The following is a 25183-nucleotide window of genomic DNA, read 5'->3' on the forward strand; positions in this document are numbered from 1 at the left end:
GGACATGGAAAAAAGAACATCGCGCAAAGCGTGGCATGCGCGGCAAGCAACGAAAAGGCTAAAACAGCATGGCTGCACTGACTCTGCAAGGCGTTAAAAAGACCTACGACGGCAAACAGTTCGTGTTGCACGGCATCGACGTGGACGTCGCGGACGGCGAGTTCGTCGTGATGGTCGGCCCGTCCGGTTGCGGCAAATCGACCTTGCTGCGGATGGTGGCCGGGCTCGAAGGCATTTCCGACGGCACCGTCTCGATCTCCGGCAAAGTGGTCAATCGCCTGGAGCCGAAGGATCGCAACATCGCGATGGTGTTCCAGAACTACGCACTGTATCCGCATATGAGCGTCGCCGAGAACATGGGCTACGCGCTGAAGATCGCGGGCGTCGACCGTGCGCAGATTGCGAAGCGCGTGGACGCTGCGGCGCAGATTCTCGAGCTTGGGCCGCTGCTCGCACGCAAGCCGCGCGAGTTGTCCGGCGGGCAGCGACAACGCGTCGCCATGGGCCGCGCGATCGTGCGCGAGCCGGCGGTGTTTCTGTTCGATGAGCCGCTATCCAATCTCGATGCACGCCTGCGCGTGCAGATGCGCCTCGAAATCCAGCGCCTGCATGCACGGCTTGCCACGACCAGCCTGTACGTCACCCACGATCAGATCGAAGCAATGACGCTCGCGCAACGCGTGATCGTGATGAACAAGGGCCACGCGGAACAGATCGGCGCGCCGACCGAGGTCTACGAGCGGCCGGCGACGGTGTTCGTCGCGAGCTTCATCGGATCGCCGGGGATGAATCTGCTGGAAGGCCGGGTATCGGATGACGGCTTGACGTTCGAAGTGGCCGGTAACGGTCCGAAGCTGCCGCTTACAGGCGTGGCGTCGATCGGCCGGGAAGTTGCCAAGGGCCGCGAGTGGACGCTCGGCATTCGCCCCGAGCACATGACGCCGGGTCAAGCAGACGCATCCAACGCCACGTTGACCGTCGATTCCTGCGAACTGCTCGGCGCGGACAATCTCGCGCACGGCCGCTGGGGCAAGCACGACGTGACCGTGCGGCTGCCGCACACGCACCGCCCCCCGGCTGGCGAAGCGCTGCAGGTCTCGCTGCCCGCGCAGCATCTGCATTTCTTCGATCCGGCAAGTGGACGTCGCGCGAACTGACGTCCCGCTTCAGCCAAACCCGACGTACCCAAAACAATAAAGACTTCAGGACCATGCAAGGCATTGCCTTCCACTGCTTGCGGCGAACAGCAGCGCTCACCGCTGCGCTGCTGTTCGCCGCGACCTCGGCGTTCGCGTACGTCGCGCCCGGAACGTCGCCCGACGAAGCGAACCTCAGCAATCACAACACCTATACCAGTCGCGACGGCAACACGGTGCATGCGCCAGCGCGCTCCCTTTCGGGCAAGGCGCCAGAAGGCGCGACCGCACGCTGCCGCGACGGCACCTACAGTTTCAGCCGGCATCGCAGCGGCACCTGTTCACGGCACGGCGGCGTAGCGGATTGGTTGTAATGGGGCGGGCGGCAAGCTGCCCCGTTTCCATTCGCGTTGCCGCCCCGCCCCCGCCCCGAAGTACAATGCCATCTGCACAACCCGCCCGCGCGCGGGGCGTCGCGAAGTTCGACGCCGAGCTCGACGCCGCGCCGGCCGGCGCCGGGCGCACTGCCCGGCCAACACACCGATTACCCATCCACCCACGACCGCCCGCCCCCACGCGGCCGGCGTCGTCAACGTCTATTGCAAGCAAATGGCCCAATACGTCTTCACCATGAACCGGGTCGGCAAAATCGTGCCGCCCAAGCGTCAAATCCTGAAAGACATCTCGCTGTCGTTCTTCCCCGGCGCGAAGATCGGCCTGCTCGGCCTGAACGGCTCGGGCAAGTCGACGCTGATCCGCATCATGGCCGGTGTGGACAAGGACATCGAGGGCGAAGCCACGCCGATGCCGAACCTGAACATCGGCTACCTGCCGCAGGAACCGCAACTCGATCCGAACAAGACGGTGCGTGAAGCGGTCGAGGAAGGTCTCGGCGACGTTTTCGGCGCGCAAAAGAAGCTCGATGAAATCTACGCCGCCTACGCGGAACCGGACGCCGACTTCGACGCGCTCGCGGCGGAGCAAGCCAAGTACGAAGCGATTCTGGCCACCACCGACGGCAGCGCCGAACAGCAGATCGAAATTGCCGCCGACGCGCTGCGTCTGCCGGCGTGGGACGCGAAGATCGAGCATCTGTCTGGCGGCGAAAAACGCCGCGTCGCACTCTGCAAACTGCTGCTCGAAAAGCCGGACATGCTGCTGCTCGACGAACCGACCAACCACCTGGACGCGGAATCGGTCGACTGGCTCGAACAGTTCCTCACGCGCTTCCCGGGCACGGTCGTCGCCGTCACCCACGATCGCTACTTCCTCGATAACGCCGCCGAGTGGATTCTCGAACTCGACCGCGGCCACGGCATCCCCTGGAAGGGCAACTACAGCAGTTGGCTCGACCAGAAGGAAGAGCGCCTGAAGCAGGAAGAGTCGTCGGAATCGGCGCGTCAGAAGGCGATCAAGAAGGAGCTGGAGTGGGTGCGCCAGAACCCGAAGGGCCGTCAGGCGAAGTCGAAGGCGCGTATCGCCCGCTTCGAGGAACTGAACAGCCAGGACTACCAGAAGCGCAACGAGACCTCGGAAATCTTCATCCCGGTCGGCGACCGTCTGGGTAATGAAGTTATCGAGTTCAAGAACGTCAGCAAGTCGTACGGCGATCGTCTGCTGCTCGACGACGTCAGCTTCAAGATTCCCGCGGGCGCGATCGTCGGCATCATCGGGCCGAACGGCGCCGGTAAGTCGACGCTGTTCCGCATGCTCACCGGCCGTGAACAACCGGATTCGGGCGAGATCGTGCAAGGCCCGACAGTCAAGCTCGCGTACGTGGATCAAAGCCGCGACGCGCTCGACGGCTCGAAGACCGTGTTCGAAGAAATCTCCGGCGGTGCGGACGTGCTGACGGTCGGCAAGTACGAAACGCCTTCTCGTGCGTACATCGGCCGCTTCAACTTCAAGGGCGGCGATCAGCAGAAGACCGTTGGCAATCTGTCGGGCGGTGAGCGCGGCCGGCTGCATCTGGCGAAGACGCTGATCGCAGGCGGCAATGTGCTGCTGCTGGACGAACCGTCGAACGACCTGGACGTCGAAACGCTGCGCGCGCTGGAAGACGCACTCCTCGAATTCGCCGGCTCCGTCATGGTGATCTCGCACGATCGCTGGTTCCTCGACCGGATCGCGACACACATCCTGGCGTTCGAAGGCGATTCGCAAATCACGTTCTTCGACGGCAACTACCAGGAATACGAAGCGGATAAGCGCGCCCGCCTCGGGGAAGAAGCTGCACGTCCGAAGCGTCTGCGTTACAAGCCGATCGCGCGATAAATCGCTGGCCTGGCGGCCCGCTCGTTGGTTGAAAAGCGGGCTGTCTTGCGGGTCGGTTTTTTGCTGGCGCTTCGTGGACCGCTTGGCTGACTGCCTGGTCGGCGCATTTTGCCGGCCGATTGTCCGGTCATTCTGTTCACCGTTGCAGGCCAAAATTGCCGTGCGTTTGCCGCGCGTTTGCCGGACAGGCGGTAGGGCACACGCTTTGCGTGCCACGGCGTAATACACGTCGTCCCGGCGGCATGCAGGAACTCCGCCGTATCAAATAATTGAGCGTCCAACGGGCGCGCACACCGGCAGATCACACCCACACCGCGCCCAGCGCGGCGACGAGGAGGCAAGCATGGCGATGTCGAAGGGCAAGCGCTGGGCGATCGCCGCAGGTGGCGTGCTGCTTGTGCTGATCGTCGTCGCGGTCGGTGCGCTGCAGTTCGCGCAACGCGAAGTCAAGGAGCGCATCATTGCGGCGCTCGGGCCATTAGGCAGCGCCGAAAGCATCCGCGTCGGCCTCACTTCAGTCCATCTCACCAACGTTCTGCTCAAGGCGCCGCCGAACTGGCCCGCCGGCGATCCGCTACGTGCCGACGAAATCACCATCACGCCCGATATCCGCGATCTGCTCGCGCGGCGCATGCATATTCGCAGCGTGGTGGTGCGCGGCTTCGACATCGCCGTGCTGCGAAGCAAGGACGGTGCGATCCGCCTGATGCCGAATCTGCGGCAATCGATTGACGGCCCGATCAACGGCTCAGACGACGAAGCCAGCGGCGCCGCAACACCCAGTTCCCGCGAAAAGCTGGTCGATCACGTTAGCTTCGAGCAAGGCAACTTCCATTTCTACGACATGACGGTCGGCCCGCCGGCATTCAAAGTCACGGTCAGCAACGCAAACGCGACTGTCGATCACCTGCATCTGCCCGCGCTCACCGAACCGACCAACGTCAGCGTCACTGGCTCGATCAAGGGCCCGACGCATACGGGCACCGTTTCGTTCGGCGGGTGGATCAAGATCGCCAGCAAGGATTCGCAGACCACCAGCACATTGCGCGGCGTCGATGTCGTGATGCTCGATCCGTACCTGCTGAAAAAAACCGGCGCGAAGGCGCAAGTGACGGGTGGCACGGTCGACCTGACGGTCGACTCGACGGTGCGTAACTATCAGCTGCATGCACCCGGCACGGTGACGATCCACCATCTGCAACTCGCCGACAACGACAACCCGCTCGACACCTTCATGTCGATTCCGACTAAAGCCGCCATCGCCGCGCTCAAGACGCACAACGGCGACATCACGGTACATTTTGTACTGGATGGGAATTTGCGCGATCCGAAGTTTTCGGTGCAGGAAAGTCTGATGACCCGCCTTGGCACCGGTTTTGCGAAGGCGATGGGCGTGAGCGTCGAAGGCGTGGCGAAGGGTGCCGGGGAGACCGTGAAAGGACTAGGTAACGCGTTGAAAAATCTGCTCGGTCAGTAGGCGGGCTTGGGCCGACGCAGGCGGCGCCATCAATGCGAAGACGCGCCACGTCGCCGCTTTAACCGGCATCCCCGGTCTAGGCACCTCGCGCCTAGACCGGCAAACCCAATTCGCGCAGTCCTGCTTCCGTTTTTGCGGCGCTCGTGTGGTGCACACCATGCCAGCCGAGTGCCGTCGCGGCCTCGGCGTTTTTCAGATTGTCATCAATGAAGACGAGTTCGCCCGGCTGGATGCCCGGCAGTTGCGCCTCGATCCGTTGACGCATTTCCGCGAAGATCGCCGGATCGGGCTTCACTAGCTTCACCCTGCCCGACACGACGATGTCGCGGAAGCGCCGCAGCACGGGGAAATGTTCCCACGCATACGGAAACGTCTCCGCCGACCAGTTCGTCAGCCCGAAGAGCGGCACATTGGCCCCTTCGAGCTTTTCCATGAGCGCCACGCCCTCTTCCAGCACGCCGGGCACCATCTCGTGCCAGCGCTCGTAAAACGCGCAGATCAGTGGGGCGTGATCGGGAAACTTCGCGATCAGCTCGTTTGTCCCCTCAGCGATCGGCTGACCACCGTCCTGACGGATCACCCAATCCATCGAACAAACGTGCGTCAGAAACCAGCGGCGCTCCGTTTCGTCAGGAATCAACTGGCGATACAGATACTCGGGGCTCCAGTCGATCAGCACGCCGCCGAAATCGAACACGACTGCCTTGATGGCCATGCACGCTCCGTCAGTAAGGTCGTGGCGATAAGATCAGATAGCTTGCGTGCGCAACTCGAGCCAAGCCTTGGCCTCGCCCGACACATGCGGCGACAGGCGCGTGCGCACCATCTCGTGATACGCGTTGAGCCACGCGCGCTCGTCGTCACGCAACAGCGACAGGTCGAGGCAGCGTGTATCGATCGGGCACAGGGTCAGCGTCTCGAACTTGAGGAAATCGCCGAACTCGGTTTTCTCCGCCGGCACGTTCAGCACCAGGTTCTCGATCCGCACGCCCCACTTGCCCGGCCGGTAGATACCCGGCTCGACCGACGTGATCATGCCCTCTTCCATCGCGGTCCACGGCTCGGCCGGCGCGTAGTGCGAGATCACCTGCGGGCCTTCGTGCACGTTCAGGAAATAGCCCACACCGTGACCGGTGCCATGACCGTAATCGGCACCGGCTTCCCAGATCGGTGCGCGGGCGATCGCGTCGAGCATCGGCGAACGGATGCCGCGCGGGAATTTCGCGCGCGATAGCGCCATGGTGCCCTTCAGCACGATCGTGAAATCGCGCCGCTGCGCCTCGCTGATGGTGCCGACCGGCACGACGCGGGTGATGTCGGTCGTGCCGCTCAGATACTGCGCGCCCGAATCGATCAACAACAGGCCATTGCCCTCGATCACCGAATGCGCTTCATCGGTTGCGCGGTAGTGCGGCATCGCGCCGTTCGCGTTGAAGCCGGCGATCGTCGCAAAGCTCAACGACACGAAACCCGGACGGCGCGCGCGTGCTGCAGTCAGGCGCTCGTCGATCGTCAGTTCGGTGATCGTTTCGCGACCCAGCGCGCCTTCGAACCACGCGAAGAATTCAGCGAGCGCCGCGCCGTCCTGTTCCATCGTCTCGCGCACATGCTCCGCTTCTGCCTCGGTCTTGCGCGACTTGAAGAACGTGGACGGATTGACCGCCTCGACGACGTTCACCGTGGACGGCACCGACTGCAGCGAGCCATAGGTAATGCGGCGTGGGTCGATCAGCAGCGTGCTGCCGGCCGGCAGCGCGGCCAGCGCTTCTGCCGCCTTCGCGTAGGGCTCGACGCTGATGCCGTCGCGTGCGAGCGCATCGGCCAATGCTTGCGGCACCTTGCCGTCGGCAACGAAGAGCGACGCGCTTTCCGGACCGATCAGCGCGTGCGCCACGAACACCGGGTTATAGCTGACGTCGGCGCCGCGCAGATTCAAAAGCCATGCGAGGTCGTCGAGCGTGGAAATGAAGTGCCACTGCGCGCCCTTCTCCGCCATCGCACGGCGAATCTGCGCGAGCTTTTCCGAGCGGGCGACGCTCGCGTGCGGCGCGGCATGTTCGAACACGGCGGCGACAGGCAGCGACGGGCGCTGCGGCCAGATCGCGTCGAACAGATCGACGTCCGTGCGCACCTTCACGCCGTGCGCGGAAAGCGCCTGGCTCAAAGCGCGCGCCGCCGACACACCCAGCACGGCACCGTCCACACCGACCGTATCGCCGGTCGCGACGTTCTGCGCAAGCCATTCAAAATGCGGCGCGGTCTGCTGGCCGCCGGTCATTTTCATCAACTGAACGCCGGTGCCGGCCAATTGCGCGTTGGCTTGTTCCCAATAGCGGCTGTCGGTCCACACGCCGGCGAAATCGGCGGTCACGACGAGCGTGCCGGCCGAGCCGGTGAAGCCCGACAACCACTGCCGGCCTTGCCAGCGCCCAGGTAGATATTCGGAAAGATGCGGATCTGAGGACGGCACAAGATAGGCGGCTACACCTTCGTGCGCCATCGCATTGCGCAATGTCGCGAGCCGTTCGGGGATGGAGGAAGTTTCGGGGAGTCGGGCATTCATCAGAGTCACCTGCAAGTATTCATCGACGGGAAAGCAAGCCGACCGTCACGGCAACGGCGACCAGCGCGATGGCGGTACATACTGGCCATTCGAGCGTATCGCCATCATGAAAAAGACCCACCACGTTGCCGGCCATGCGCCCAGCACGCCGACCAGTAGCGCCACCCACCAGGCGGCACGGCTCGAACGGCGCAGCGGATGCAACCACCAGCCTGCGAGACCGATCACCGCACCCAGCACCAGGATTCCGGGCCACCCCATTAGCGGCAGGTCTCGCGCAGTTTCAGATTCGTCTCATGGGCGCAAGGAGCCAACACAGATAGCATTTTTGTCTCATTAACTATAGAGGTTCAGCACGGCGCTTTCCGCATAGCGGTTGAGTTTAGGGGTCGGGGTGATGTTAGGCAAGCTGTAAGCCTTACGGAGAAACCTAGTCCGGGTAATTGCCAAGCTGAAAGCGCGCCATGCGAATTGCCCTTATCGAGCCGGACTTACGGCACGCCACCCTGGTCGGCCGGCTGATCTTTGCCGGCGGCCATGCGTGCCAGCACTTCACAGCGAGCGCACCGTTTCTGCATCGCGCCGCCGACGAATTCTTCGATCTTCTCATCACCGAAAACTGGGCCGGCGACCATTGCGCCGAAGACCTGATTCCACGCGCCCGCGCGATCCTGCCGAACTTGCCGGTGATCGTGCTGCTGTCGGAGCCACGCGAGAGCCAGATTGTCGCCGCACTGCATGCCGGCGCCGACGACTGCCTGACCAAACCGGTCCGCGGCCCGGAAATGCTGGCCCGGGTGGACGCGCTGCTGCGGCGCGCGGGCCTGCGGCGGCCGTCCAACCGGCGGCGCGACACGATCGGCGGCTATGCGTTCGATGCGGCTCAGTTCGCCGTCACCTTCCGCAACCAGACGGTCGCCCTGACGCCGAAGGAATTCCGCTTTGCGCTGCTGCTCTTTTCCAATCTGTCACGGCCGGTGTCGCGCGCGCATATTCTCGAAACGGTCTGGACTCGCCGCCGCGACGTACAGTCGCGCACCGTCGACACCCATGCATCGCGCGTGCGGACCAAGCTGCAGTTGCGGCCCGAGCACGGCTACTGCCTGACACCGCTTTACGGCTATGGCTACCAACTCGATGCCATTGCGCCGGACGCCATTGTGGGGGCCGGGTGACGCATCCACAATGTAAGAATCGTGGAAACGCTATAATATTGAGCTAAACCATAGCTCCCCATATGCAGCTTCTAACGATCGGAATCAATCACCACACTGCGCCTGTCGCCTTGCGCGAACGCGTGGCGTTTCCGCTCGAACAGATCAAGCCTGCATTGGACACCTTCAAGAGCGTCTGGCTCGGCCGCACCGCCCGCACGGCGCCGGAAGCAGCGATTCTGTCCACCTGTAACCGCACCGAACTCTACTGCGCGACCGACGACCAGGCCGCGCGTGAAGCCGCGATCCAGTGGTTCTCGAAGTACCACAACCTTCCCGTCGACGAACTCGCACCACACGTCTACGCGCTACCGCAGTCGGAAGCCGTGCGCCACGCGTTCCGCGTCGCCTCAGGGCTCGATTCGATGGTGCTGGGCGAGACGCAAATCGTCGGACAAATGAAGGACGCGGTGCGCACGGCGTCCGAGGCCGGCGCGCTCGGCACCTATCTGAACCAGTTGTTCCAGCGCACCTTCGCCGTCGCGAAAGAAGTGCGCAGCACGACCGAAATCGGCGCGCAGTCGGTTTCCATGGCGGCAGCCGCCGTGCGGCTCGCACAGCGGATTTTCGACAAGATTTCAAACCAGCGCGTGTTGTTCATCGGCGCGGGTGAAATGATCGAGTTGTGCGCTACGCACTTCGCGGCGCAGCAGCCACGCGAACTCGTGGTCGCTAATCGCACGGCCGAGCGCGGCACCCGACTCGCTGAGCGCTTCAACGGCCGGGCCATTCCGCTCTCGGAACTGCCCGCCCGCATGCATGAGTTCGACATCATCGTGTCGTGCACCGCGTCCACCTTGCCGATCATCGGGCTGGGCGCCGTCGAGCGAGCCGTGAAAGCACGCCGTCACCGGCCGATTTTCATGGTCGATCTGGCCGTGCCGCGCGATATCGAACCCGAAGTCGGCAAGCTCGAAGACGTTTTCCTGTACACCGTCGACGATCTCGGCGCGATCGTGCGCGAAGGCAATGCCTCGCGGCAAGCCGCGGTCGCGCAGGCCGAGGCGATCATCGAAACGCGCGTGCAGAACTTCATGCAATGGCTCGACGCACGCAGCATCGTGCCGGTGATCCGCCACATGCATACACAGGCCGACGTTCTGCGTCGCGCCGAAGTCGAACGCGCGCAGAAAATGCTCGCACGCGGCGAGGACCCGGCAGCGGTGCTCGAAGCGTTGTCGCAATCGCTCACCAACAAACTGATCCACGGCCCCACGCACGCGCTCAATCGCGCGAGCAGCGAGAACCGTGACACGCTTATCGAATTGATGAGCGGTTTCTACAAACACTCCGGTTCTACGGAGCGTTAGCGGCGCAGCCACCGCCGCACCGTCCGCGCCACACTGAGTGGCCCGCGACACGCTTCTGACCAGGGCATCTGCCCACTTCCCTAGTCGTCGTCTTTGCCGGAGTCCGCTCCGATACCCGTCCGATGAAAACGAGCATGCAACGCAAGCTCGACCAGCTCACTACCCGGCTGGCCGAACTGAACGACCTGTTGAGCCGCGAGGACATCACCTCGAATCTCGACCAATACCGCAAGCTCACGCGTGAACACGCCGAGCTCGGGCCGGTTGTGGAGCATTACGCACTGTGGCGCCTTGCGATGAACGACGCGGCGACCGCGCAGGAACTGCTGGCGGACGTGTCGATGCGCGACTTTGCGGAAGAAGAAATTCGCGCGGCGCGCGAGCGGATGGAAAAACTCGGCGCGGAATTGCAGAAAATGCTGCTGCCGAAGGACCCGAACGACGATCGCAACATCTTCCTCGAAATCCGTGCCGGTACCGGCGGCGACGAATCCGCGCTGTTCGCGGGCGATTTGCTGCGCATGTACCTGCGCTTTGCCGAGCGCAATCGCTGGCAAGTGGAGATGATGTCGGCGAGCGAATCGGACCTCGGCGGCTATAAGGAAGTGATCGTGCGGATTGCCGGCGAAGCGGCCTACTCCAAGCTCAAGTTCGAGTCGGGCGGTCATCGCGTGCAACGCGTGCCGGCCACCGAGACGCAGGGCCGCATTCACACGTCGGCGTGCACGGTCGCGGTGATGCCGGAAGCGGACGAAATCGGCGAAGTCGAAATCAATCCGGCCGATCTGCGCATCGACACGTTCCGCGCGTCCGGCGCGGGCGGTCAGCACATCAACAAGACAGACTCGGCCGTGCGGGTGACGCACTTGCCGACGGGCATCGTCGTCGAATGTCAGGACGACCGGTCGCAGCACAAGAACAAGGATCGTGCGCTGAAGGTGTTGGCCGCACGCATCAAGGACAAGCAATCGCACGAGCAGCAGCAGAAGGAAGCCGCAACCCGTAAGAGCCTGATCGGTTCGGGCGATCGCTCGGAGCGGATTCGCACCTACAACTTCCCGCAAGGGCGTCTGACGGATCACCGGATCAATCTGACGCTGTATCGTCTCGACGCGATCATGGACGGCGATCTCGACGAATTGATCGCGGCGCTCGTCAGCGAGCATCAGGCCGAGTTGCTGGCATCGCTGGGCGACGCGGACTAAGCGCGAATGGATCCGGTCACGCCCGCCGCGTTGTTGCGCGCCTCGCCACTACCGTCACTCGAAGCGCGGATTCTGCTGACGCACGTGCTCGGCTGGCGGCATACGCAATTGATTACGCGCAGCGATGAGGCGCTCGACGGCCCGGTAGTCGAACGATACCGGGCTCTGGAAGCTCGGCGTGTCGCCGGTGAGCCGGTGGCGCAACTGGTCGGCGCGCGCGAATTTTTCGGGCTTGATTTCGAAGTGACGCCGGACGTGCTGATTCCGCGTCCTGAAACCGAATTGCTGGTCGAAACGGCGTTGGCGGCGATGGAAAACATCTCGCGGCCGCGCGTACTTGATCTCGGCACCGGCACCGGCGCCATTGCCGTGGCCATTGCGTCGATGCGGCCCGATGCGCAAGTCTGGGCGCTGGACCGTTCCGCCGAAGCACTGGCGGTGGCCACGCGCAACGCCAAGCGTCTGCTGGATGCCAAACGCCCCGGCGGCGCCGTGGGCTTGCAGCAAAGCGACTGGTACAACTCGCTCGACGCCGCATTGCGCTTTGATGTGATCGTCAGCAATCCGCCGTATATCGCGAGCGGCGATCCGCATCTGTCGGAAGGCGATCTGCGCTTCGAGCCGCGCGGCGCGCTCACCGACGAAGCCGACGGACTCAGCGCGATCCGCAAGATTGTCGCGGGCGCGCCCACACGTTTGACCGCCAACGGCGTATTGTGGCTCGAACATGGCTACGATCAGGCGGAAGCCGTGCGCGCTCTGCTGACGGCTCAGGGTTTTATGCAAGTGCGCTCGGAGCACGATCTCGCCGGCATCGAGCGAATCAGCGGCGGACGCTGGCCCGGCTAACCATTGATGAATGGCCCTAATCGCCGAGGTGGCAAAGCGGCCCTCGGCCGGTCTTACCGAAATCCGCTATCATTTCAGCCTATTCCCTACACATAACGGAACCGCAAGGTCAGTCATGGATACGCAACAACGCATCAAGCAAATCGTCGACGAAAACAACGTCGTGCTCTTCATGAAGGGCACCGCCCAGTTCCCGATGTGCGGCTTTTCCGGCCGCGCCATCCAGATCCTGAAGGCATGCGGCGTCGGCGAAATCAAAACCGTCAACGTGCTCGAAGACGACGAAGTCCGCCAGGGCATCAAGCAGTTCTCGAACTGGCCGACCATTCCGCAGCTCTACGTGAAGGGCGAATTCGTCGGCGGCTCGGACATCATGATGGAAATGTACGAATCGGGCGAACTGCAGCAACTGTTCGCTGCGGCTTAAGCGGCCGCTGTCCGAACCTTCGTTGTCCTCCGATAAGGCGCCGCAAGCCATGGAAACACGTGCTGCGGCGCCACGCCGGCTGATCATTGCGATTACCGGCGCGACCGGCGCCATCTACGGCATCCGGCTGCTCGAGACGTTGCGCAGGCTGGGCGGCGTTGAAAGCCATCTGCTGATTTCGAGCGCTGGGTGGCTCAATATCCAGCACGAACTCCAGTTGAGCAAAGAAGACGTGCATCCGCTCGCGGATGTTGTCCATTCGGTGCGCGACGTCGGCGCGAGTATCGCGTCCGGCTCGTTTGCAACCGATGGCATGGTGGTCGCGCCGTGCTCGATGAAAACGTTGGCAAGCGTCGCACACGGTTTTTCCGACAACCTGATCACCCGCGCCGCCGACGTCACGCTCAAAGAGCGCCGCCGGCTCGTGCTGCTCGTGCGCGAAACGCCGTTAAACCTCGCGCATCTGCGCAATATGACGGCCGTCACCGAAATGGGCGGCGTGATCTTTCCGCCCCTGCCTGCCTTCTACAACCAGCCCACGACGATCGACGAAATGGTCGATCACACGGTGGCGCGCGTTTTGGATCTGTTCGCGTTGGGGCCGGCCATGTCGCCGGCGTGGCAAGGTTTGCGCGGCGCGCAGGAATAATTTGCAGAACGACGTGCCACCACCGCGTGTGGCGCGAAGGCAAGCGCCATGCATTGCCAAGGCCTGACGAGCGGCGCGATGCAACCACTCCATCGCCATTAACAACACCGGCGACACAATCAATTCCGTTTTCACCCGTTTATCAAACGCCGGTGGGGACCTATATTGATAGCAACCCTACTTCCGCGCCGCGTCCCGCGGCGGCGTTGCTGCCATGAATCGCTTACCGTCGCTCTACCTCTCCCACGGCGCCCCTACGCTGCCAATCGACCCTTCCCTGCCGTCCGCCGAATTCGGCGCGCTGTCGGCGCAATTGCCGCGCCCTGAGAGCGTGCTGATGCTGTCGGCCCATTGGGGCACGGCGCAACCGGTGGTGAGCACATCCACGGCGCCTGAGACCATCCACGATTTCTACGGCTTCCCGCGTCAGTTGTATGAAATTCAGTACCCGGCTCCCGGCGCGCCCGATGTGGCGCGCCGTGCCGCAGTGCTCCTCGGCGAACACGGCATCCTCACGGATGCCCAGCCGCACGGGCTCGATCACGGCGCGTGGGTGCCGATGCTGCTGATGTTCCCGGAAGCCGACATACCGGTCGCGCAACTGTCGATCCAGCCGCACATGGACGCCGCCCATCACTTCCGGGTGGGTCGCGCGCTGCGCTCTCTGAAAGATGACGGCGTGATGGTGATCGGCTCGGGCCAGATCACGCACAACCTGCGCGCTGCGGATTTTTCCGCGCGCCCGGGCGATGCCGATCCGCGCGTGGCCGAATTCACCGACTGGTTCGAGGCCAGGCTCGCCGCGCACGACATCGACGCATTGCTCGACTACCGCCGCCAAGCGCCGCACGCGGTGCTGATGCATCCGACCGACGAGCACCTGCTGCCCGTGTTCGCGGCCCTCGGCGCGGCGGACGACGAATATTCGCTGGCGATTCAATCGCTCGGAACCTACCAGCGTTCGCTCGCCATGACGAATTACGTGTTCGGCACCGCCGCCTGATTCAACGCCAGCGCGACGCCGAACCAAGGCCAAAGCGCCGCCAACAAAAAAGCCCGCCTGAGCAACTCAGGCGGGCTTTTTTCATACCGGGCGGATCATGACGATCCGGCGATCCGGCGATCCGGCGATCCGGCGGTCCGGCGGTCCGGCGGTCCGGCGAAGAGCTCAGCGCAGCAACTTAGTGTGCGCCGATGCCCTCAAGCACTTCGTCGTGAGTCTGACGTTCTTCGAGGTATTCCGAACGGTAGCCGCTATGCACGCCCCAGTAGTAGAACACCAGCGAGAATACGGCCACCACCAGCATGTCCCAGCCGTACGGCAGGAGGCCGTGCCCGCCAAACTCCTTGCTGCCGATCAGCGACAGAATCGCCATCACCGGCAGGTAGGCCACGAGCCACCATGCAGCCTTCAGGTCACGCCCCCAGCCGCCAAAACCCGACTTCGCCTGGAAATAGAAGTAGACCGGCAGCGCGACGACCATCAGAAGAATGATTTCGCCGGTCAGCGGCCACTTCGCCCAGTACAGAATCAGCGACGCGCAAACGAAAGCGAACGGCGCAATGAATTTCATGCCCGGAATGTGCAGCGGGCGCTCCAGATCCGTTGCCGCGCGGCGCAGCGCCATCAGGCTGATCGGGCCAGTCAGGTACGAGATCACGGTCGCGACCGAGATCACCGCCGCCAACGAGCTCCAGCCGCGGAAGAAGAACAGGAAAATGAACGACACCAGCAGGTTGAACCACATCGCCTGACGCGGCACGCCGTAGAACGGGTGCACGTTGCCGAACATCTTCGGCATCGTGTTGTTGCGCTCCATCGCGTAGATCATGCGGGTGGTGGTCGCCATGTAAGTCGTGCCGGTGCCGCTCGGGCTGACGAACGCGTCGACGTAAAGCAGGATAGCCAGCCAGTTCAGGTTCAGCGCGATGGCCAGTTCGGCAAACGGCGAAGCGAAGTTGAAGTGGCTCCAGCCCTTCATGACGTCGGCCGGATTCACCGCGCCGATGTACGCGATCTGCAGCAACACGTAGATCACCAGCGCCAGCAGGATCGAGCCGATCACCGCGAACGGCACGCTCCTCGCCGGATTGCGCGCTTCACCCGCGAGGTTGATCGGGCTCTGGAAGCCGTTGAAGGCGAACACGATGCCGCTCGTCGACACTGCGGTCAGCACAGCCGACCAGCCGTACGGCGCAAAGGTGCTCACTTCGCCGAAGTTTTCCTTGTGGAAGCCCGACAGCATCAGACCGGCGATCGTCGCACCCGGAATCAGGAACTTGAAGACCGTGATCGCCGAATTGGCGCGCGCGAACAGCTTCACACCCCAGTAATTCAGCAGGAAGTAAATAATCACGAGGGCCGCGGACAGCAATAGCCCATTCGTGGTTAATGACCCATCCACGAATAGCGCATGCGCCCATGGGTACGGCCAGGTACTCATATATTGAATGGATGCTTCAGCCTCGATTGGAATCACCGAAACAATGGCGATCCAGTTGGCCCACGCGCTGATGAACCCAACCAGTGCGCCGTGCGAATAGCGCGCGTAACGCACCATGCCGCCGGACTCCGGGAACATCGCGCCGAGTTCTGCGTAGGTCAAGGCAATCGCGAGAATCACCACCGCGCCGATGACCCATGCACAAATGGCAGCCGGCCCGGCAATTTTTGCAGCCTTCCACGCGCCGAACAGCCAGCCCGATCCGATGATCGAACCCAAGCCGGTCAGCAGTAGCGCGACCGGTCCGATGTTCCGTTGTATAGAACTTTTCACATCTTCTCCTGTGTCGACCAGAGTTAGCGCTTTAGCTGTCGGCCAGAGTTAGCGCTTTAACGCTTACTCTGGCCGCATGCAAAGCACTGGCGCCGGTCCCATGCAGATTGCGTCAGAACCATGTCGGCACCGCGTCACATCGCTTATGGCGTTGCGGACGGGGTGACGCCCATGCGTGCGCGGCGGTCCCCAACCAGGTGCAACCGACGCGCGGCGCGTAGTTTAACGGTTGCACCCCGCCGTTGCAGCGAAACTAAGGGTTGTCCCTAGCAAAATTCTCAGATGAATAGCAAGCTTTGTAAGCAATTTCTACGCCAATCCGTCAAAATCTTGCAAAGTTAGGACGAGAGTGTTGACCTTCGCCCGAAATCGCCGTATAACGTTCGGGCAGGATTTCAAGCGGCGAGTGAATTGGTCTTTCGTAGTTCGCCCATCAACGGTACTCCGGTTGGTCCCATTACCCCCTTCCTTGATTTTCATGCGCACCCATTGGGCTTCGGCCTTATTTACCATCTTTAGGAACAAGTAATATGGAAACCGGTACCGTCAAGTGGTTCAATGACGCAAAGGGCTTTGGCTTCATCACGCCGGACGGCGGCGGCGAAGATCTGTTCGCGCATTTCTCGGAAATCCGCACGGAAGGCTTCAAGACGCTGCAAGAAAACCAAAAGGTTACGTTTGAAGTGAAGACGGGCCCGAAGGGCAAGCAAGCTGCCAACATCAAGCCGGTGTAAGCAAGCACGCTTCCTTCTGGACGCAAAAAACCCCGCCTCGGCGGGGTTTTTTTATATTCGTCGTAACTGTATTCGGCGATTATCTCCGCAGTATGCGTTTGATCAATTTGGTTATCCGAACAAACGCCGCGCGTGAATACCGAGACCTGTCGCGACACTGGCGAGACGGTCGCCGAATACCGCTTTGGCATCCGGAAATGCCGCGGCCAATGCGCCCGATAGAAACGCTAATCCGGTCGAGCCGCCCGTGAAGTAAATCGCGTTGACGTCGCGCGGAGCCACACCGGCCGCCTGCACGGTATCGCGCGCCGCCTGCACGATGCGCTGCGTCTCGTCCTGACCGGCCTTGATGAGTTGCGCTTCGTCAAATGCGAGGCGCAGGTCGCCTTCTACCTCGTCGAGGTCGATCACGGTCTCGCCACCCGCCGCCACGCCGATCTTCGCTTCTTCCGCGTGAGCCGCCAGCGCATGCCCCAGGCGGCGGTCCACAACGCGCATCAGGCGGTCGTGATGTTTGGTCTGGAGGAACAGATGCCGCATGAGCGCGAGTTCGCTGACGCGCTTCGGGGCATAGACGGTATTGATCAGGTGCCAGGTGGCCAGATCGAAATAGATGCGGTTCGGAATCTCACGGCCTTCGGGGTCGAGCGTCTGATAGCCAAGTTCGCGCAGGATCGTCACCAGTTCGACACGGCGGTCGAAGTCCGTACCCGCAACGTGCACACCGTGGTGGGCCAGCACGTCGTCTTTGCGCTCGACGCGCTTCACCCGCTCCGGCCCTACCCGCACCAGCGAAAAGTCCGACGTACCGCCGCCTATGTCGGCCACCAGCACGAGTCCCTCTTCCGTCAGATGCGATTCGTAGTCGAACGCGGCTGCGATCGGCTCATACTGAAAGTGAATCTCCCGCAAACCCACTGACCGCGCCGCGGCTTCGAGCTGCTGCTGAGCCATCTGGTCGGCGCGCGGATCGTCGTCGACGAAGAACACGGGACGGCCCAGCACGGCGCGGCTGATCGGGCCGCCAGTGCTCTTCTCGGCCGAGCGCTTCAGATGGTCGACGAAAATCGCGATGATATCCGTGTACTTGATCGCCGAACCGTCGCCGAGATCGGTCGAATTCTCAGCGAGCGGCGAGCCGAGAATACTTTTCATCGAGCGCATAAGACGGCCGTCGAAACCGTCGATATACGCCGCCAACGCCGCACGCCCGAATTCGCGCGTGTTCTCGTCGGTGTTGAAAAAGACGGAGGTCGGCAGCGTCGTGTAGGCGCCCTCGACCGGCGCAAGCCTAAGCGCAGCGCCGTCTGGGACGGCCACGGCCGAATTGGAAGTACCGAAGTCAATCGCGCAATAGTTCATGGCAGGAATCGCCGCTCACGGCTGGCGCGGACAGAAAGGGGAGCGGCTTTGTATCACGAAAGCCCAATCAGCATCAACTGACGCTTTCCGGGACGCCCGCAATACTGACCAAGGTCCGCTCGACGGAACAAAAATTGCTGAATTCGACAGGATACGCCGCCAATTTTCGGTAATCAGGAGACTTGCAGCAATGAGCGCGCCGCCTACCGCCGCTGTCCACGAGAAAAACGCCGCCGTCATCGAAACCGACCTGCCCTCGCGGCTCGACCGCTTGCCATGGGGACGCTTTCACTCGCAGATCGTCGTCGCGCTGGGCGTGACGTGGCTGCTCGATGGTCTCGAAGTGACGCTCGCAGGCGCGGTCGCAAGTGCGTTGAAGTCTAGCCCATCGTTGCGCTTTACCAACGCCGACGTGGGCCTCGCCGGCAGCGCTTACATTGCCGGCGCCGTGCTCGGCGCGCTCGGCTTCGGCTGGCTGACCGACCGGCTCGGCCGCCGCAAACTGTTTTTCATCACGCTCGCGCTGTATCTGGCCGCTACCGCGGCGACCGCTTTTTCGTGGAATCTCGCCAGTTTTCTGCTGTTTCGCTTTCTCACCGGCGCAGGCATCGGCGGCGAATATACGGCGATCAATTCGACGATCCAGGAATTCACGCCCGCGCGGGTGCGCGGCTGGACTGATCTCGGCATCAACGGCACCTTCTGGGTGGGCGCGGGGCTCGGCGCGGCGGGCTCCCTGATCCTGCTCGACCCGAATCTGCTGCCGGGCGACTGGGGCTGGCGCGCCTGTTTCTTCATCGGCGCGGTGCTGGCGCTGGGGATTCTGCCGATGCGCATCTGGGTGCCCGAAAGTCCCCGCTGGCTGCTGACACACGGCGGCGAACGCGATGCACGCTCGATCGTCGACGGTATCGAAACGCGCTTTCGCAGCGAAGGCCATGCACTCGCCGACGACGATCTCACGCGGCTAAGACTGCGAGCACGCGGACATACGCCGCTGCGCGAGGTGTTTCACACGCTGTTCAACGTGCACCGACGGCGCGCGCTGGTCGGCCTATCGTTGATGACCGCGCAGGCGTTCTTCTACAACGCGATCTTTTTCACCTATGCGCTGGTGCTGACCGAGTTCTATCAGGTGCCGGGCGACCATATCGGCTGGTATCTGTTGCCGTTCGCGCTCGGCAACTTCCTTGGACCGCTGGTGCTCGGCCGGCTCTTCGACGTCATCGGGCGACGCAAGATGATCGCCACAACTTACGCGCTGTCCGGCATCCTGCTGACGCTCAGCGGCTATCTGTTCGAGCAGCACATGCTTACCGTCGTGACCCAGACGATCGCGTGGATGGTGGTCTTCTTCTTCGCCTCGGCGGCGGCGAGTTCGGCGTATCTGACCGTCAGCGAATCATTTCCGCTGGAAATTCGCGCGTTGGCGATCGCGGTGTTCTACGCGTTCGGCACGGCGCTGGGCGGCATCATCGGGCCGGCGTTTTTCGGCCGGCTGATCGATACGCATCAGCGCAGCGAAGTGTTTGTGGGCTATCTGGTCGGCTCGGGGTTGATGCTCGCCGCCGCGGTGATCGCCGCGATCTGGGGCGTGGATGCAGAGCGCAAGTCGCTCGAGAATGTCGCCACGCCACTTTCGAGCGTCGCGGACGGTGAGGAATGAAGCACGCGCCCTAAAGCGTCGCGGACAATGCAGAATAAAAAACGCGCGGTCAGCGCCGCGCGTTTTTGTCACCACCAAAGTCGCGAAGGACTCAGAACGCCTTCTTCCAGCCGCCTCCATAAGCGATTTCAGCAAGCGGCAAACGCTGACGCACCGACTTCTCGCGCTCACGCAGCACCGGATCGAGTTTGTCGACATCGCCGTAGTGACCGAGCGAAATGATAGCGATCACGTCGACGTCGGTCGGCAGCTTGAATGCCGCGCGGAACGCGTTCGGATCGAAGCCGCTCATCTGATGCGCGGCCAGACCGAGCGCATGCGCCTGCAGCACCAGCGCCATCGCCGCGGCACCCGCGTCGTACGGCGCGCAGCGGTTCACTTCGCCCTTGTTGGTGAGCGTGTGCGTGGTCACCGCGATCAGCACCGGCGCCGGCGCATTCCAACCCTGGTTGAACGGCACCAGCGTGGCGAAAGCCTGCTTGAACGAGACTTCATCGACGCTGCGGTCGAATACGAGGAAACGCCACGGTTGCGCGTTATACGAAGACGGCGCCCAGCGTGCCGCTTCGAGCACCGAATGCAGATCCTCGCGGCTGACCGGCTCGCTCGAATACGCGCGCGGGCTCCAGCGACCTGCAATCAGCTCGTGAATGGCAACTGCGGTAGGGGCGGGTTTGTTGGTCATGCGCTTCTCTCGGTCGAAATTCATGAACGACGGGCGGCTGCCCGGGGCTTCATAGCATAACCGGGCTGAGCCGCTCGCGCTCCGACAAGTGCACACTTAGTTTTCATCTCAGCTGCAATGGCAAACGGCCTCATATGAGGCCGTTTGCTCAAGTGCGCTGTGTTCGCCGCGCGCAAGGCCGCAGCTTTATGCCGCTTGCGGCTCCGGCACCTTGGCCGGCCGGTTGATCCGCAGCACGATCACGGCGGCAACCAGGCACAGTCCGCCGGAAATCATCGACGCCACCGTGTACGTGCCGAGACTCGCGCGCAGCATGCCGGCGCCGAGCGCCGCGAAGGCCGCACCGAGCTGGTGGCCCGCGACCACCCAGCCGAACACGACCGGCGCCGCTTCCTTGCCGTAGACATCGGTTGCGAGACGCACCGTGGGCGGCACGGTGGCGATCCAATCCAGTCCGTAGAACACCGCGAACAACGGCAGCCCGAAGAAATCGATGCCGAAAGCGTGCGGCAGATACATCAACGACAAACCGCGCAGACCGTAATACCAGAACAGCAGCACACGGCTATTGAAGCGGTCCGACAACCAGCCCGACAGCGTCGTGCCAAACAGATCGAAGATGCCCATGGCGGCGAGCAACGATGCGCCCTGCACTTCGCTCATGCCGTAGTCGCCGCACATTGCGATCAGATGCGTGCCGACGTAACCGTTGGTGCTCGCGCCGCAGATAAAGAAGCTGAAGAACAGCAGCCAGAAATCGCGCGTCTTGCTCGCCATGGCGAGCGTGCCGAAGGCGATGGCCAGCGGATTCTGCTTGGTCACGGAGGTAGAGATCGGCGAGTCGGCCGGTTCGCCGAACGGGCGCAGCTTCATATCCGCAGGCCGCTCCGGCAACAGGAACGCGACCAGCGGCAGGACAACTGCTGCCGCGCCCGCGACGACCCACACCACCTGACGCCAGCCGTAATGCTCGGCGATGGCCGCGAGCATCGGCAGGAACACCAGTTGGCCGGTCGCCGAACTGGCCGTGAGAATCCCCATCACGAGACCACGATGGGTGGTGAACCAGCGAGTCACCACCGTCGCGGACAATGACAGCGCCGCCACCCCGGTCGAACCTCCGACCATCACGCCCCAGATCAGAACCATCTGCCACGGACGCGTCATCAGCGAGGACAACGCCACACCTGCGGCCATCGTGCCAAGCGCGATCAGCAGAGTAGGACGCACGCCAAAGCGCTGCATCGCCGCGGCCGCGAACGGCCCCATCAGCCCGAAGAGCGCGATGTTCACGGAGATGGCGAGCGAAATCGTCGCACGGCTCCAGCCGAATTGATGCTCCAACGGCACCATCATCACGCTCGGCGTGGCACGCGTGCCGGCCGCCGCCAGCAGCACCAGAAACACCACCGCCACGGCCAACCAGCCGTAGTGGAAACGCCCGCCAATCAGTCTCGCTGCCCAGTTCATTGATTCTCCAATCGGCGCCTGCCCCGCAGGCCGCGCCGCTCGCATTGTTACAACTTCGGTAAAGGACTTGTGACAGATCTGTCACAATGGTGTTGCGATGTTAGTTACTGGTCGGTAACATGTCAAGGCATCAATTCAATTCAGGTGGGATCCATGTCCGATAGTGAAACCCTCAAGCCAGGCAGCACACGGCGAGCACGCGGCACGCAGACGGCCGGCCCGGAGGCGCGGCAGCATCTGCTGCGCGCCGCGGACGAACTGTTCTATCGCGAGGGTGTGCGGTCGGTCGGCGTCGACGCGGTGGTGGAGCGCGCGGGCGTGAACAAGATGAGCTTGTACCGCCAGTTCTCGTCGAAGGACGACTTGGTGATGGCCTATCTGGAGCGCAAGGACGAGCAGTTTTTCGGCTATGTGGAGAAGAGCTTTGCGAAGCATCCAGGCGAACCGGCCAGGCAGCTTCAGCAATATTTCGACGACCTGGCGGTGCGTGCATCGGTCGAGGACTACCGCGGCTGTCCTTTCGTGAATGTGTCGGTGGAGTTTTCCGACACGACGCATCCGGCGCGGCAATTCGTGTTTCGCAACAAGGAACGGCTGATGGCGCGGCTTCTGGAACTGACAACCGCGGCAGGCGCCGACGATCCGGTGGCCTTGGCCAACGGACTGGGTTTGATGATCGAAGGCGTGTACGCGGCCAGCCAGACCTACGGCCCGGGCTGCGGGCCGATTCTTGCCGCACCGAAGGTAGCGGCGCAGTTGATCGCCGCGGCATGCAGCGGGACGCAGGCGGGCTGAGGTTCTAGCGGTCCTGTTGCGGCAGGGTGCGGATCGGTGCTGTTCCGCGCCGTTAGAATGGCACTTTCCTCTTTTGCTGCCTGCCATGTCGTCGCCCGCCGAATCTCATGATGCCGTTATCGCCGCAACTCGTCATTGGCTGACGGCGGCCGTGATCGGGCTCAATTTGTGCCCCTTCGCCAAAGCCGTGCATGTGAAAGGGCAGATTCGGTATGCCGTGAGCGACGCCGTGGATATGGAAGGGGTGTTGGCCGATCTCGAAACCGAGATTCAGGCGCTCGTCGGGGCGAGTCCTGACGCGGTAGATACTACGCTTCTGGTTATACCGGGCGCGCTCAGCGATTTTCTCGACTATAACGACTGCCTGTTTTTTGCCGAGAGGATGATTAAACAATTTCGGCTGGAAGGTATTATTCAGATTGCCAGTTTTCACCCGCATTATCAGTTCGAAGACACCGAGCCTGACGATATCGAAAACTATACGAATCGCGCGCCCTATCCGATTTTGCATCTGCTTCGCGAGGATAGTATCGAACGGGCAGTTCAGGCTTTCCCCGATGCGGAGGCTATTTATGAGCGGAATCAGGAAACGCTTCGGCGAATTGGTCTTAAAGGCTGGAATGAATTAATGAAAAAGTAATTCGCGCGGCGGCTATGAAAAAGCCGCCGCCGCAGCACGGATCAAGCCGAGACAAAGAACCGTTCTTTCAGCTCCTCGATCCCGAGCGTCTCCATCACTTCATTCAGCCTCTCGGTCGGCCGCCGTCTCGGCAGGTCCTTGAACTGCGCAATAATCAGTTCATTCTTCATGGAATGTTCCCACCCGACCAGCTCGGTCACACTCACCTGATATCCATGCGCTTCAAGCTGCAGGCAGCGCAGCACATTGGTAATCTGGCTTCCAAACTCCCGGGTATGCAACGGATGCCGCCATATCTCGGTCAACGCATTTCCCAGCGATTTACTCTTGTTCTGCCGTAAAACCCCCGCCACCTCGGCCTGGCAACACGGCACTACCACGATGTACTTCGCACGCTTTTCCAGCGCAAACCGGAGCGCGTCGTCAGTCGCGGTATTGCACGCATGCAGCGCCGTCACGATATCGATCTGCGCCGGCAAACGATCTGACGTAATCGACTCCGCCACCGACAAATTGAGGAACGACATCCCCTTGAAGCCCAGCCGCCCGGCCAGCTCCTCGGATTTCGTCACGAGATCCTCGCGCGTTTCGATGCCGTATATGTGCGACGCCCCACCAGCCGCGTCCTGAAACTCCTTGAAGAAAAGGTCATACAGGATAAAACCTAGGTATGACTTGCCCGCGCCATGGTCGACGAGCGTCACCGCGCCCTGCTGCTCCTTGAGGTCTTTCAGCAGCGGCTCGATGAACTGGAACAGGTGGTAGACCTGCTTCAGCTTGCGGCGGCTGTCCTGGTTCATCTTGCCGTCGCGCGTGAGGATATGAAGCTCCTTCAGCAACTCGACGGACTGGTTCGGACGGATTTCGTGGGTTTTGCTGGACATCGTGGTGGACCGTCATCGATTGCAACGCGAACGTGCGACAGATGACGGAAAAAAGGAAAAGTTGCTGCCAGTTTACCCAAAGCGCAGCCCGCTCACCTAAGGAGCCGCGTCGACCGCGCGAGAAATGCCACAAACCTGGAACACTTCCTGCTCGAAACGCAATATGCGGGACGTATTCCGACGTGGCTTGAAAGCATCTTGCGGGCCGGCTCACTCGATGGCGTAAGCCGTGTCGCGCATAACAACAAGCTGCCGGCCGTGGCTTCGATCACGCGAACCGAATGCATGTGGGGAGGACGGTCCCGGAACACGGACCGAACGTTACGTAACCAGCAGCGCGCCGCGATCTCAAACGGACGCGCGCCTGGAAAATAGAAGAGGCAGCAATGGACACCGTACCCAACGGAAACGTCGAACAGAAGTTTCAGGAAATGCTGGCGAAGCTCACTGCCACCCCTGCGTGGTCGGAAAAGCAGCAGCTCGAACTGGAAATGGCACGCGACATCTCCACCGAAATGCTGCGGCTCGCCGAGCTCATGCGCGATGGCAGCGTCGACATGGAAACGTGCCTGACGATGCTGAAGTACGCGAAAGTACTCGACTTTGTGATGACGACGCTCGCTTCACGTCGCGATATCAAACCGCAAACGCTGCGGGTTATTTTCAAGCTGGCCGGACTGAAGGTGGATGAGGCATATCCCGGCTAGGGCGCTAAGACACCGCCGCGACCAGCGCGAGCGGCGCGCCGCCGCTCGTACTGGTTAGCCGGCCTTCATCCTCGAGGAAAACGACAACGAATCATGCGCGCGGCGCCTCGACAGGCGGCGTGCCTTCATGAAAGAGCGCTTTGAGCTGCGAGCGCAGTTCCGGCGAGTCCGTATGTTTGTGCACCGTGACCGCATGCTGCACGGCCGCGTCGAGCAATTCGCTCTCGCTGTCGGCGGACAGGGCGACGGTGCAATTCATTTCGCTCGGGAACTCGCGGCAGTCGATGTATTTGCGAGTCATGGCAATCTCCTAGATCAAACGTCGAAACATCCAGACAAACAGCGGGCCCGCAGACCAC

24 protein-coding genes and 1 pseudogene are annotated in these 25183 nt (G+C 62.3%); 16 read left to right on the top strand and 9 right to left on the bottom strand.

The annotated features are described in order from the left end of the window. The first annotated feature begins 68 nt into the window (after positions 1-68). From KHO33_RS26795 to KHO33_RS26810, 4 genes are all read left to right on the top strand, one after another. A complete protein-coding gene (locus tag KHO33_RS26795; RefSeq protein ID WP_054036668.1) occupies positions 69-1157 on the top strand; it encodes a sn-glycerol-3-phosphate import ATP-binding protein UgpC in 1089 nt (362 codons plus the stop codon). A gap of 53 nt (positions 1158-1210) precedes the next feature. After that, positions 1211-1510, top strand: a complete 300-nt coding sequence (locus tag KHO33_RS26800; RefSeq protein WP_200566059.1) for a DUF3761 domain-containing protein — start codon at positions 1211-1213, stop codon at positions 1508-1510. 235 nt (positions 1511-1745) lie between these two features. Next, complete coding sequence (gene ettA / locus KHO33_RS26805; protein ID WP_093643520.1) at positions 1746-3410, top strand: energy-dependent translational throttle protein EttA; 1665 nt, start codon at positions 1746-1748, stop codon at positions 3408-3410. Between the two features lie 343 nt (positions 3411-3753). Then, positions 3754-4887: a DUF748 domain-containing protein gene (locus KHO33_RS26810; protein ID WP_200566058.1), complete on the top strand. Its 1134-nt coding sequence runs from the start codon at positions 3754-3756 to the stop codon at positions 4885-4887. A 91-nt stretch (positions 4888-4978) separates the two neighbouring features. Here KHO33_RS26810 and KHO33_RS26815 read toward each other — a convergent pair whose 3' ends face one another. The 3 genes and pseudogenes from KHO33_RS26815 to KHO33_RS26825 form a co-directional block, all read right to left on the bottom strand. Next, positions 4979-5602 carry an HAD family hydrolase gene (locus KHO33_RS26815; protein WP_200566057.1) on the bottom strand — a complete coding sequence of 208 codons (624 nt, stop codon included), beginning with the start codon at positions 5600-5602 and terminating at the stop codon, positions 4979-4981. 33 nt (positions 5603-5635) lie between these two features. Then, positions 5636-7450 carry an aminopeptidase P family protein gene (locus KHO33_RS26820; RefSeq protein WP_200566056.1) on the bottom strand — a complete coding sequence of 605 codons (1815 nt, stop codon included), beginning with the start codon at positions 7448-7450 and terminating at the stop codon, positions 5636-5638. A 19-nt stretch (positions 7451-7469) separates the two neighbouring features. Continuing rightward, positions 7470-7711: pseudogene (locus KHO33_RS26825) on the bottom strand (hypothetical protein). Between the two features lie 203 nt (positions 7712-7914). On the opposite strand from KHO33_RS26825, the gene KHO33_RS26830 reads away from it, so the two are divergent. From KHO33_RS26830 to KHO33_RS26860, 7 genes are all read left to right on the top strand, one after another. Then, the gene (locus KHO33_RS26830; RefSeq protein ID WP_200566055.1) at positions 7915-8625 is read left to right on the top strand and encodes a response regulator transcription factor; all 711 of its coding nucleotides are present in this window, start codon (positions 7915-7917) and stop codon (positions 8623-8625) included. 62 nt (positions 8626-8687) lie between these two features. Further along, positions 8688-9974 carry a glutamyl-tRNA reductase gene (hemA, locus tag KHO33_RS26835; RefSeq protein WP_200566054.1) on the top strand — a complete coding sequence of 429 codons (1287 nt, stop codon included), beginning with the start codon at positions 8688-8690 and terminating at the stop codon, positions 9972-9974. A gap of 122 nt (positions 9975-10096) precedes the next feature. Then, a complete protein-coding gene (prfA, locus tag KHO33_RS26840; protein ID WP_054036659.1) occupies positions 10097-11179 on the top strand; it encodes a peptide chain release factor 1 in 1083 nt (360 codons plus the stop codon). 6 nt (positions 11180-11185) lie between these two features. Next, complete coding sequence (gene prmC, locus KHO33_RS26845; protein ID WP_200566053.1) at positions 11186-12028, top strand: peptide chain release factor N(5)-glutamine methyltransferase; 843 nt, start codon at positions 11186-11188, stop codon at positions 12026-12028. A gap of 115 nt (positions 12029-12143) precedes the next feature. Then, the gene (grxD, locus tag KHO33_RS26850) at positions 12144-12455 is read left to right on the top strand and encodes a Grx4 family monothiol glutaredoxin (protein ID WP_012434475.1); all 312 of its coding nucleotides are present in this window, start codon (positions 12144-12146) and stop codon (positions 12453-12455) included. Positions 12456-12504: 49 nt separating this feature from the next. Continuing rightward, positions 12505-13104 carry a UbiX family flavin prenyltransferase gene (locus tag KHO33_RS26855; RefSeq protein WP_054036654.1) on the top strand — a complete coding sequence of 200 codons (600 nt, stop codon included), beginning with the start codon at positions 12505-12507 and terminating at the stop codon, positions 13102-13104. Between the two features lie 214 nt (positions 13105-13318). After that, positions 13319-14107, top strand: a complete 789-nt coding sequence (locus KHO33_RS26860) for a DODA-type extradiol aromatic ring-opening family dioxygenase (protein WP_054036652.1) — start codon at positions 13319-13321, stop codon at positions 14105-14107. Between the two features lie 178 nt (positions 14108-14285). Here KHO33_RS26860 and KHO33_RS26865 read toward each other — a convergent pair whose 3' ends face one another. Then, positions 14286-15881 (bottom strand): APC family permease, encoded by a 1596-nt coding sequence (locus KHO33_RS26865; RefSeq protein ID WP_200566052.1) that lies wholly within the window; start codon positions 15879-15881, stop codon positions 14286-14288. Positions 15882-16411: 530 nt separating this feature from the next. Here KHO33_RS26865 and KHO33_RS26870 point away from each other — a divergent pair. Beyond that, positions 16412-16615 (top strand): cold-shock protein, encoded by a 204-nt coding sequence (locus tag KHO33_RS26870; protein WP_007180251.1) that lies wholly within the window; start codon positions 16412-16414, stop codon positions 16613-16615. 111 nt (positions 16616-16726) lie between these two features. Here the strand turns inward: KHO33_RS26870 and KHO33_RS26875 are convergent, their stop codons facing one another. Then, positions 16727-17977, bottom strand: coding sequence for an Hsp70 family protein (locus KHO33_RS26875; protein ID WP_200566051.1), 1251 nt, complete (start codon positions 17975-17977; stop codon positions 16727-16729). Positions 17978-18167: 190 nt separating this feature from the next. Between KHO33_RS26875 and KHO33_RS26880 the strand changes: the two genes are divergently transcribed. Next, complete coding sequence (locus KHO33_RS26880) at positions 18168-19643, top strand: MFS transporter (protein ID WP_200566050.1); 1476 nt, start codon at positions 18168-18170, stop codon at positions 19641-19643. A 91-nt stretch (positions 19644-19734) separates the two neighbouring features. On the opposite strand, the gene KHO33_RS26885 is transcribed toward KHO33_RS26880, so the two are convergent. Together KHO33_RS26885 and KHO33_RS26890 are read right to left on the bottom strand one after the other, a co-directional pair. Next, positions 19735-20328 (bottom strand): nitroreductase family protein, encoded by a 594-nt coding sequence (locus tag KHO33_RS26885; protein WP_200566049.1) that lies wholly within the window; start codon positions 20326-20328, stop codon positions 19735-19737. 186 nt (positions 20329-20514) lie between these two features. Continuing rightward, on the bottom strand, positions 20515-21798 hold the full coding sequence (locus tag KHO33_RS26890; protein WP_054036774.1) for an MFS transporter: 1284 nt from the start codon (positions 21796-21798) through the stop codon (positions 20515-20517). Positions 21799-21951: 153 nt separating this feature from the next. Here KHO33_RS26890 and KHO33_RS26895 point away from each other — a divergent pair, with 153 nt between their 5' ends. Then, positions 21952-22593 carry a TetR/AcrR family transcriptional regulator gene (locus tag KHO33_RS26895; RefSeq protein WP_200566048.1) on the top strand — a complete coding sequence of 214 codons (642 nt, stop codon included), beginning with the start codon at positions 21952-21954 and terminating at the stop codon, positions 22591-22593. Positions 22594-22678: 85 nt separating this feature from the next. After that, positions 22679-23233 (top strand): DUF1415 domain-containing protein, encoded by a 555-nt coding sequence (locus KHO33_RS26900; RefSeq protein WP_200566047.1) that lies wholly within the window; start codon positions 22679-22681, stop codon positions 23231-23233. A gap of 41 nt (positions 23234-23274) precedes the next feature. Here KHO33_RS26900 and KHO33_RS26905 read toward each other — a convergent pair whose 3' ends face one another. Then, positions 23275-24117: a class I SAM-dependent methyltransferase gene (locus KHO33_RS26905; RefSeq protein ID WP_054036647.1), complete on the bottom strand. Its 843-nt coding sequence runs from the start codon at positions 24115-24117 to the stop codon at positions 23275-23277. A 386-nt stretch (positions 24118-24503) separates the two neighbouring features. On the opposite strand from KHO33_RS26905, the gene KHO33_RS26910 reads away from it, so the two are divergent. Continuing rightward, complete coding sequence (locus tag KHO33_RS26910; protein ID WP_054036645.1) at positions 24504-24824, top strand: type II toxin-antitoxin system HicA family toxin; 321 nt, start codon at positions 24504-24506, stop codon at positions 24822-24824. Between the two features lie 91 nt (positions 24825-24915). On the opposite strand, the gene KHO33_RS26915 is transcribed toward KHO33_RS26910, so the two are convergent. Continuing rightward, entirely contained in the window at positions 24916-25125 is a 210-nt protein-coding gene (locus KHO33_RS26915; protein WP_054036643.1) for a DUF1059 domain-containing protein, read from the bottom strand. Positions 25126-25183: the final 58 nt, after the last annotated feature.

The sequence above is a fragment of the Paraburkholderia nemoris genome (assembly GCF_905221015.1).
In the GTDB taxonomy this organism is placed as follows: Bacteria; Pseudomonadota; Gammaproteobacteria; order Burkholderiales; family Burkholderiaceae; genus Paraburkholderia; species Paraburkholderia nemoris.

Excerpts from the sequence above, each read along its gene's own strand:
- KHO33_RS26795 (WP_054036668.1), top strand. The coding sequence starts at position 69 with ATGGCTGCACTGACTCTGCAAGGCGTTAAAAAGACCTACGACGGCAAA.
- KHO33_RS26800 (WP_200566059.1), top strand. The coding sequence starts at position 1,211 with ATGCAAGGCATTGCCTTCCACTGCTTGCGGCGAACAGCAGCGCTCACC.
- ettA (WP_093643520.1), top strand. The coding sequence starts at position 1,746 with ATGGCCCAATACGTCTTCACCATGAACCGGGTCGGCAAAATCGTGCCG.
- KHO33_RS26810 (WP_200566058.1), top strand. The coding sequence starts at position 3,754 with ATGGCGATGTCGAAGGGCAAGCGCTGGGCGATCGCCGCAGGTGGCGTG.
- KHO33_RS26815 (WP_200566057.1), bottom strand. The coding sequence starts at position 5,602 with ATGGCCATCAAGGCAGTCGTGTTCGATTTCGGCGGCGTGCTGATCGAC.
- KHO33_RS26820 (WP_200566056.1), bottom strand. The coding sequence starts at position 7,450 with ATGAATGCCCGACTCCCCGAAACTTCCTCCATCCCCGAACGGCTCGCG.
- KHO33_RS26830 (WP_200566055.1), top strand. The coding sequence starts at position 7,915 with ATGCGAATTGCCCTTATCGAGCCGGACTTACGGCACGCCACCCTGGTC.
- hemA (WP_200566054.1), top strand. The coding sequence starts at position 8,688 with ATGCAGCTTCTAACGATCGGAATCAATCACCACACTGCGCCTGTCGCC.
- prfA (WP_054036659.1), top strand. The coding sequence starts at position 10,097 with ATGAAAACGAGCATGCAACGCAAGCTCGACCAGCTCACTACCCGGCTG.
- prmC (WP_200566053.1), top strand. The coding sequence starts at position 11,186 with ATGGATCCGGTCACGCCCGCCGCGTTGTTGCGCGCCTCGCCACTACCG.
- grxD (WP_012434475.1), top strand. The coding sequence starts at position 12,144 with ATGGATACGCAACAACGCATCAAGCAAATCGTCGACGAAAACAACGTC.
- KHO33_RS26855 (WP_054036654.1), top strand. The coding sequence starts at position 12,505 with ATGGAAACACGTGCTGCGGCGCCACGCCGGCTGATCATTGCGATTACC.
- KHO33_RS26860 (WP_054036652.1), top strand. The coding sequence starts at position 13,319 with ATGAATCGCTTACCGTCGCTCTACCTCTCCCACGGCGCCCCTACGCTG.
- KHO33_RS26870 (WP_007180251.1), top strand. The coding sequence starts at position 16,412 with ATGGAAACCGGTACCGTCAAGTGGTTCAATGACGCAAAGGGCTTTGGC.
- KHO33_RS26875 (WP_200566051.1), bottom strand. The coding sequence starts at position 17,977 with ATGAACTATTGCGCGATTGACTTCGGTACTTCCAATTCGGCCGTGGCC.
- KHO33_RS26880 (WP_200566050.1), top strand. The coding sequence starts at position 18,168 with ATGAGCGCGCCGCCTACCGCCGCTGTCCACGAGAAAAACGCCGCCGTC.
- KHO33_RS26885 (WP_200566049.1), bottom strand. The coding sequence starts at position 20,328 with ATGACCAACAAACCCGCCCCTACCGCAGTTGCCATTCACGAGCTGATT.
- KHO33_RS26890 (WP_054036774.1), bottom strand. The coding sequence starts at position 21,798 with ATGAACTGGGCAGCGAGACTGATTGGCGGGCGTTTCCACTACGGCTGG.
- KHO33_RS26895 (WP_200566048.1), top strand. The coding sequence starts at position 21,952 with ATGTCCGATAGTGAAACCCTCAAGCCAGGCAGCACACGGCGAGCACGC.
- KHO33_RS26900 (WP_200566047.1), top strand. The coding sequence starts at position 22,679 with ATGTCGTCGCCCGCCGAATCTCATGATGCCGTTATCGCCGCAACTCGT.
- KHO33_RS26905 (WP_054036647.1), bottom strand. The coding sequence starts at position 24,117 with ATGTCCAGCAAAACCCACGAAATCCGTCCGAACCAGTCCGTCGAGTTG.
- KHO33_RS26910 (WP_054036645.1), top strand. The coding sequence starts at position 24,504 with ATGGACACCGTACCCAACGGAAACGTCGAACAGAAGTTTCAGGAAATG.
- KHO33_RS26915 (WP_054036643.1), bottom strand. The coding sequence starts at position 25,125 with ATGACTCGCAAATACATCGACTGCCGCGAGTTCCCGAGCGAAATGAAT.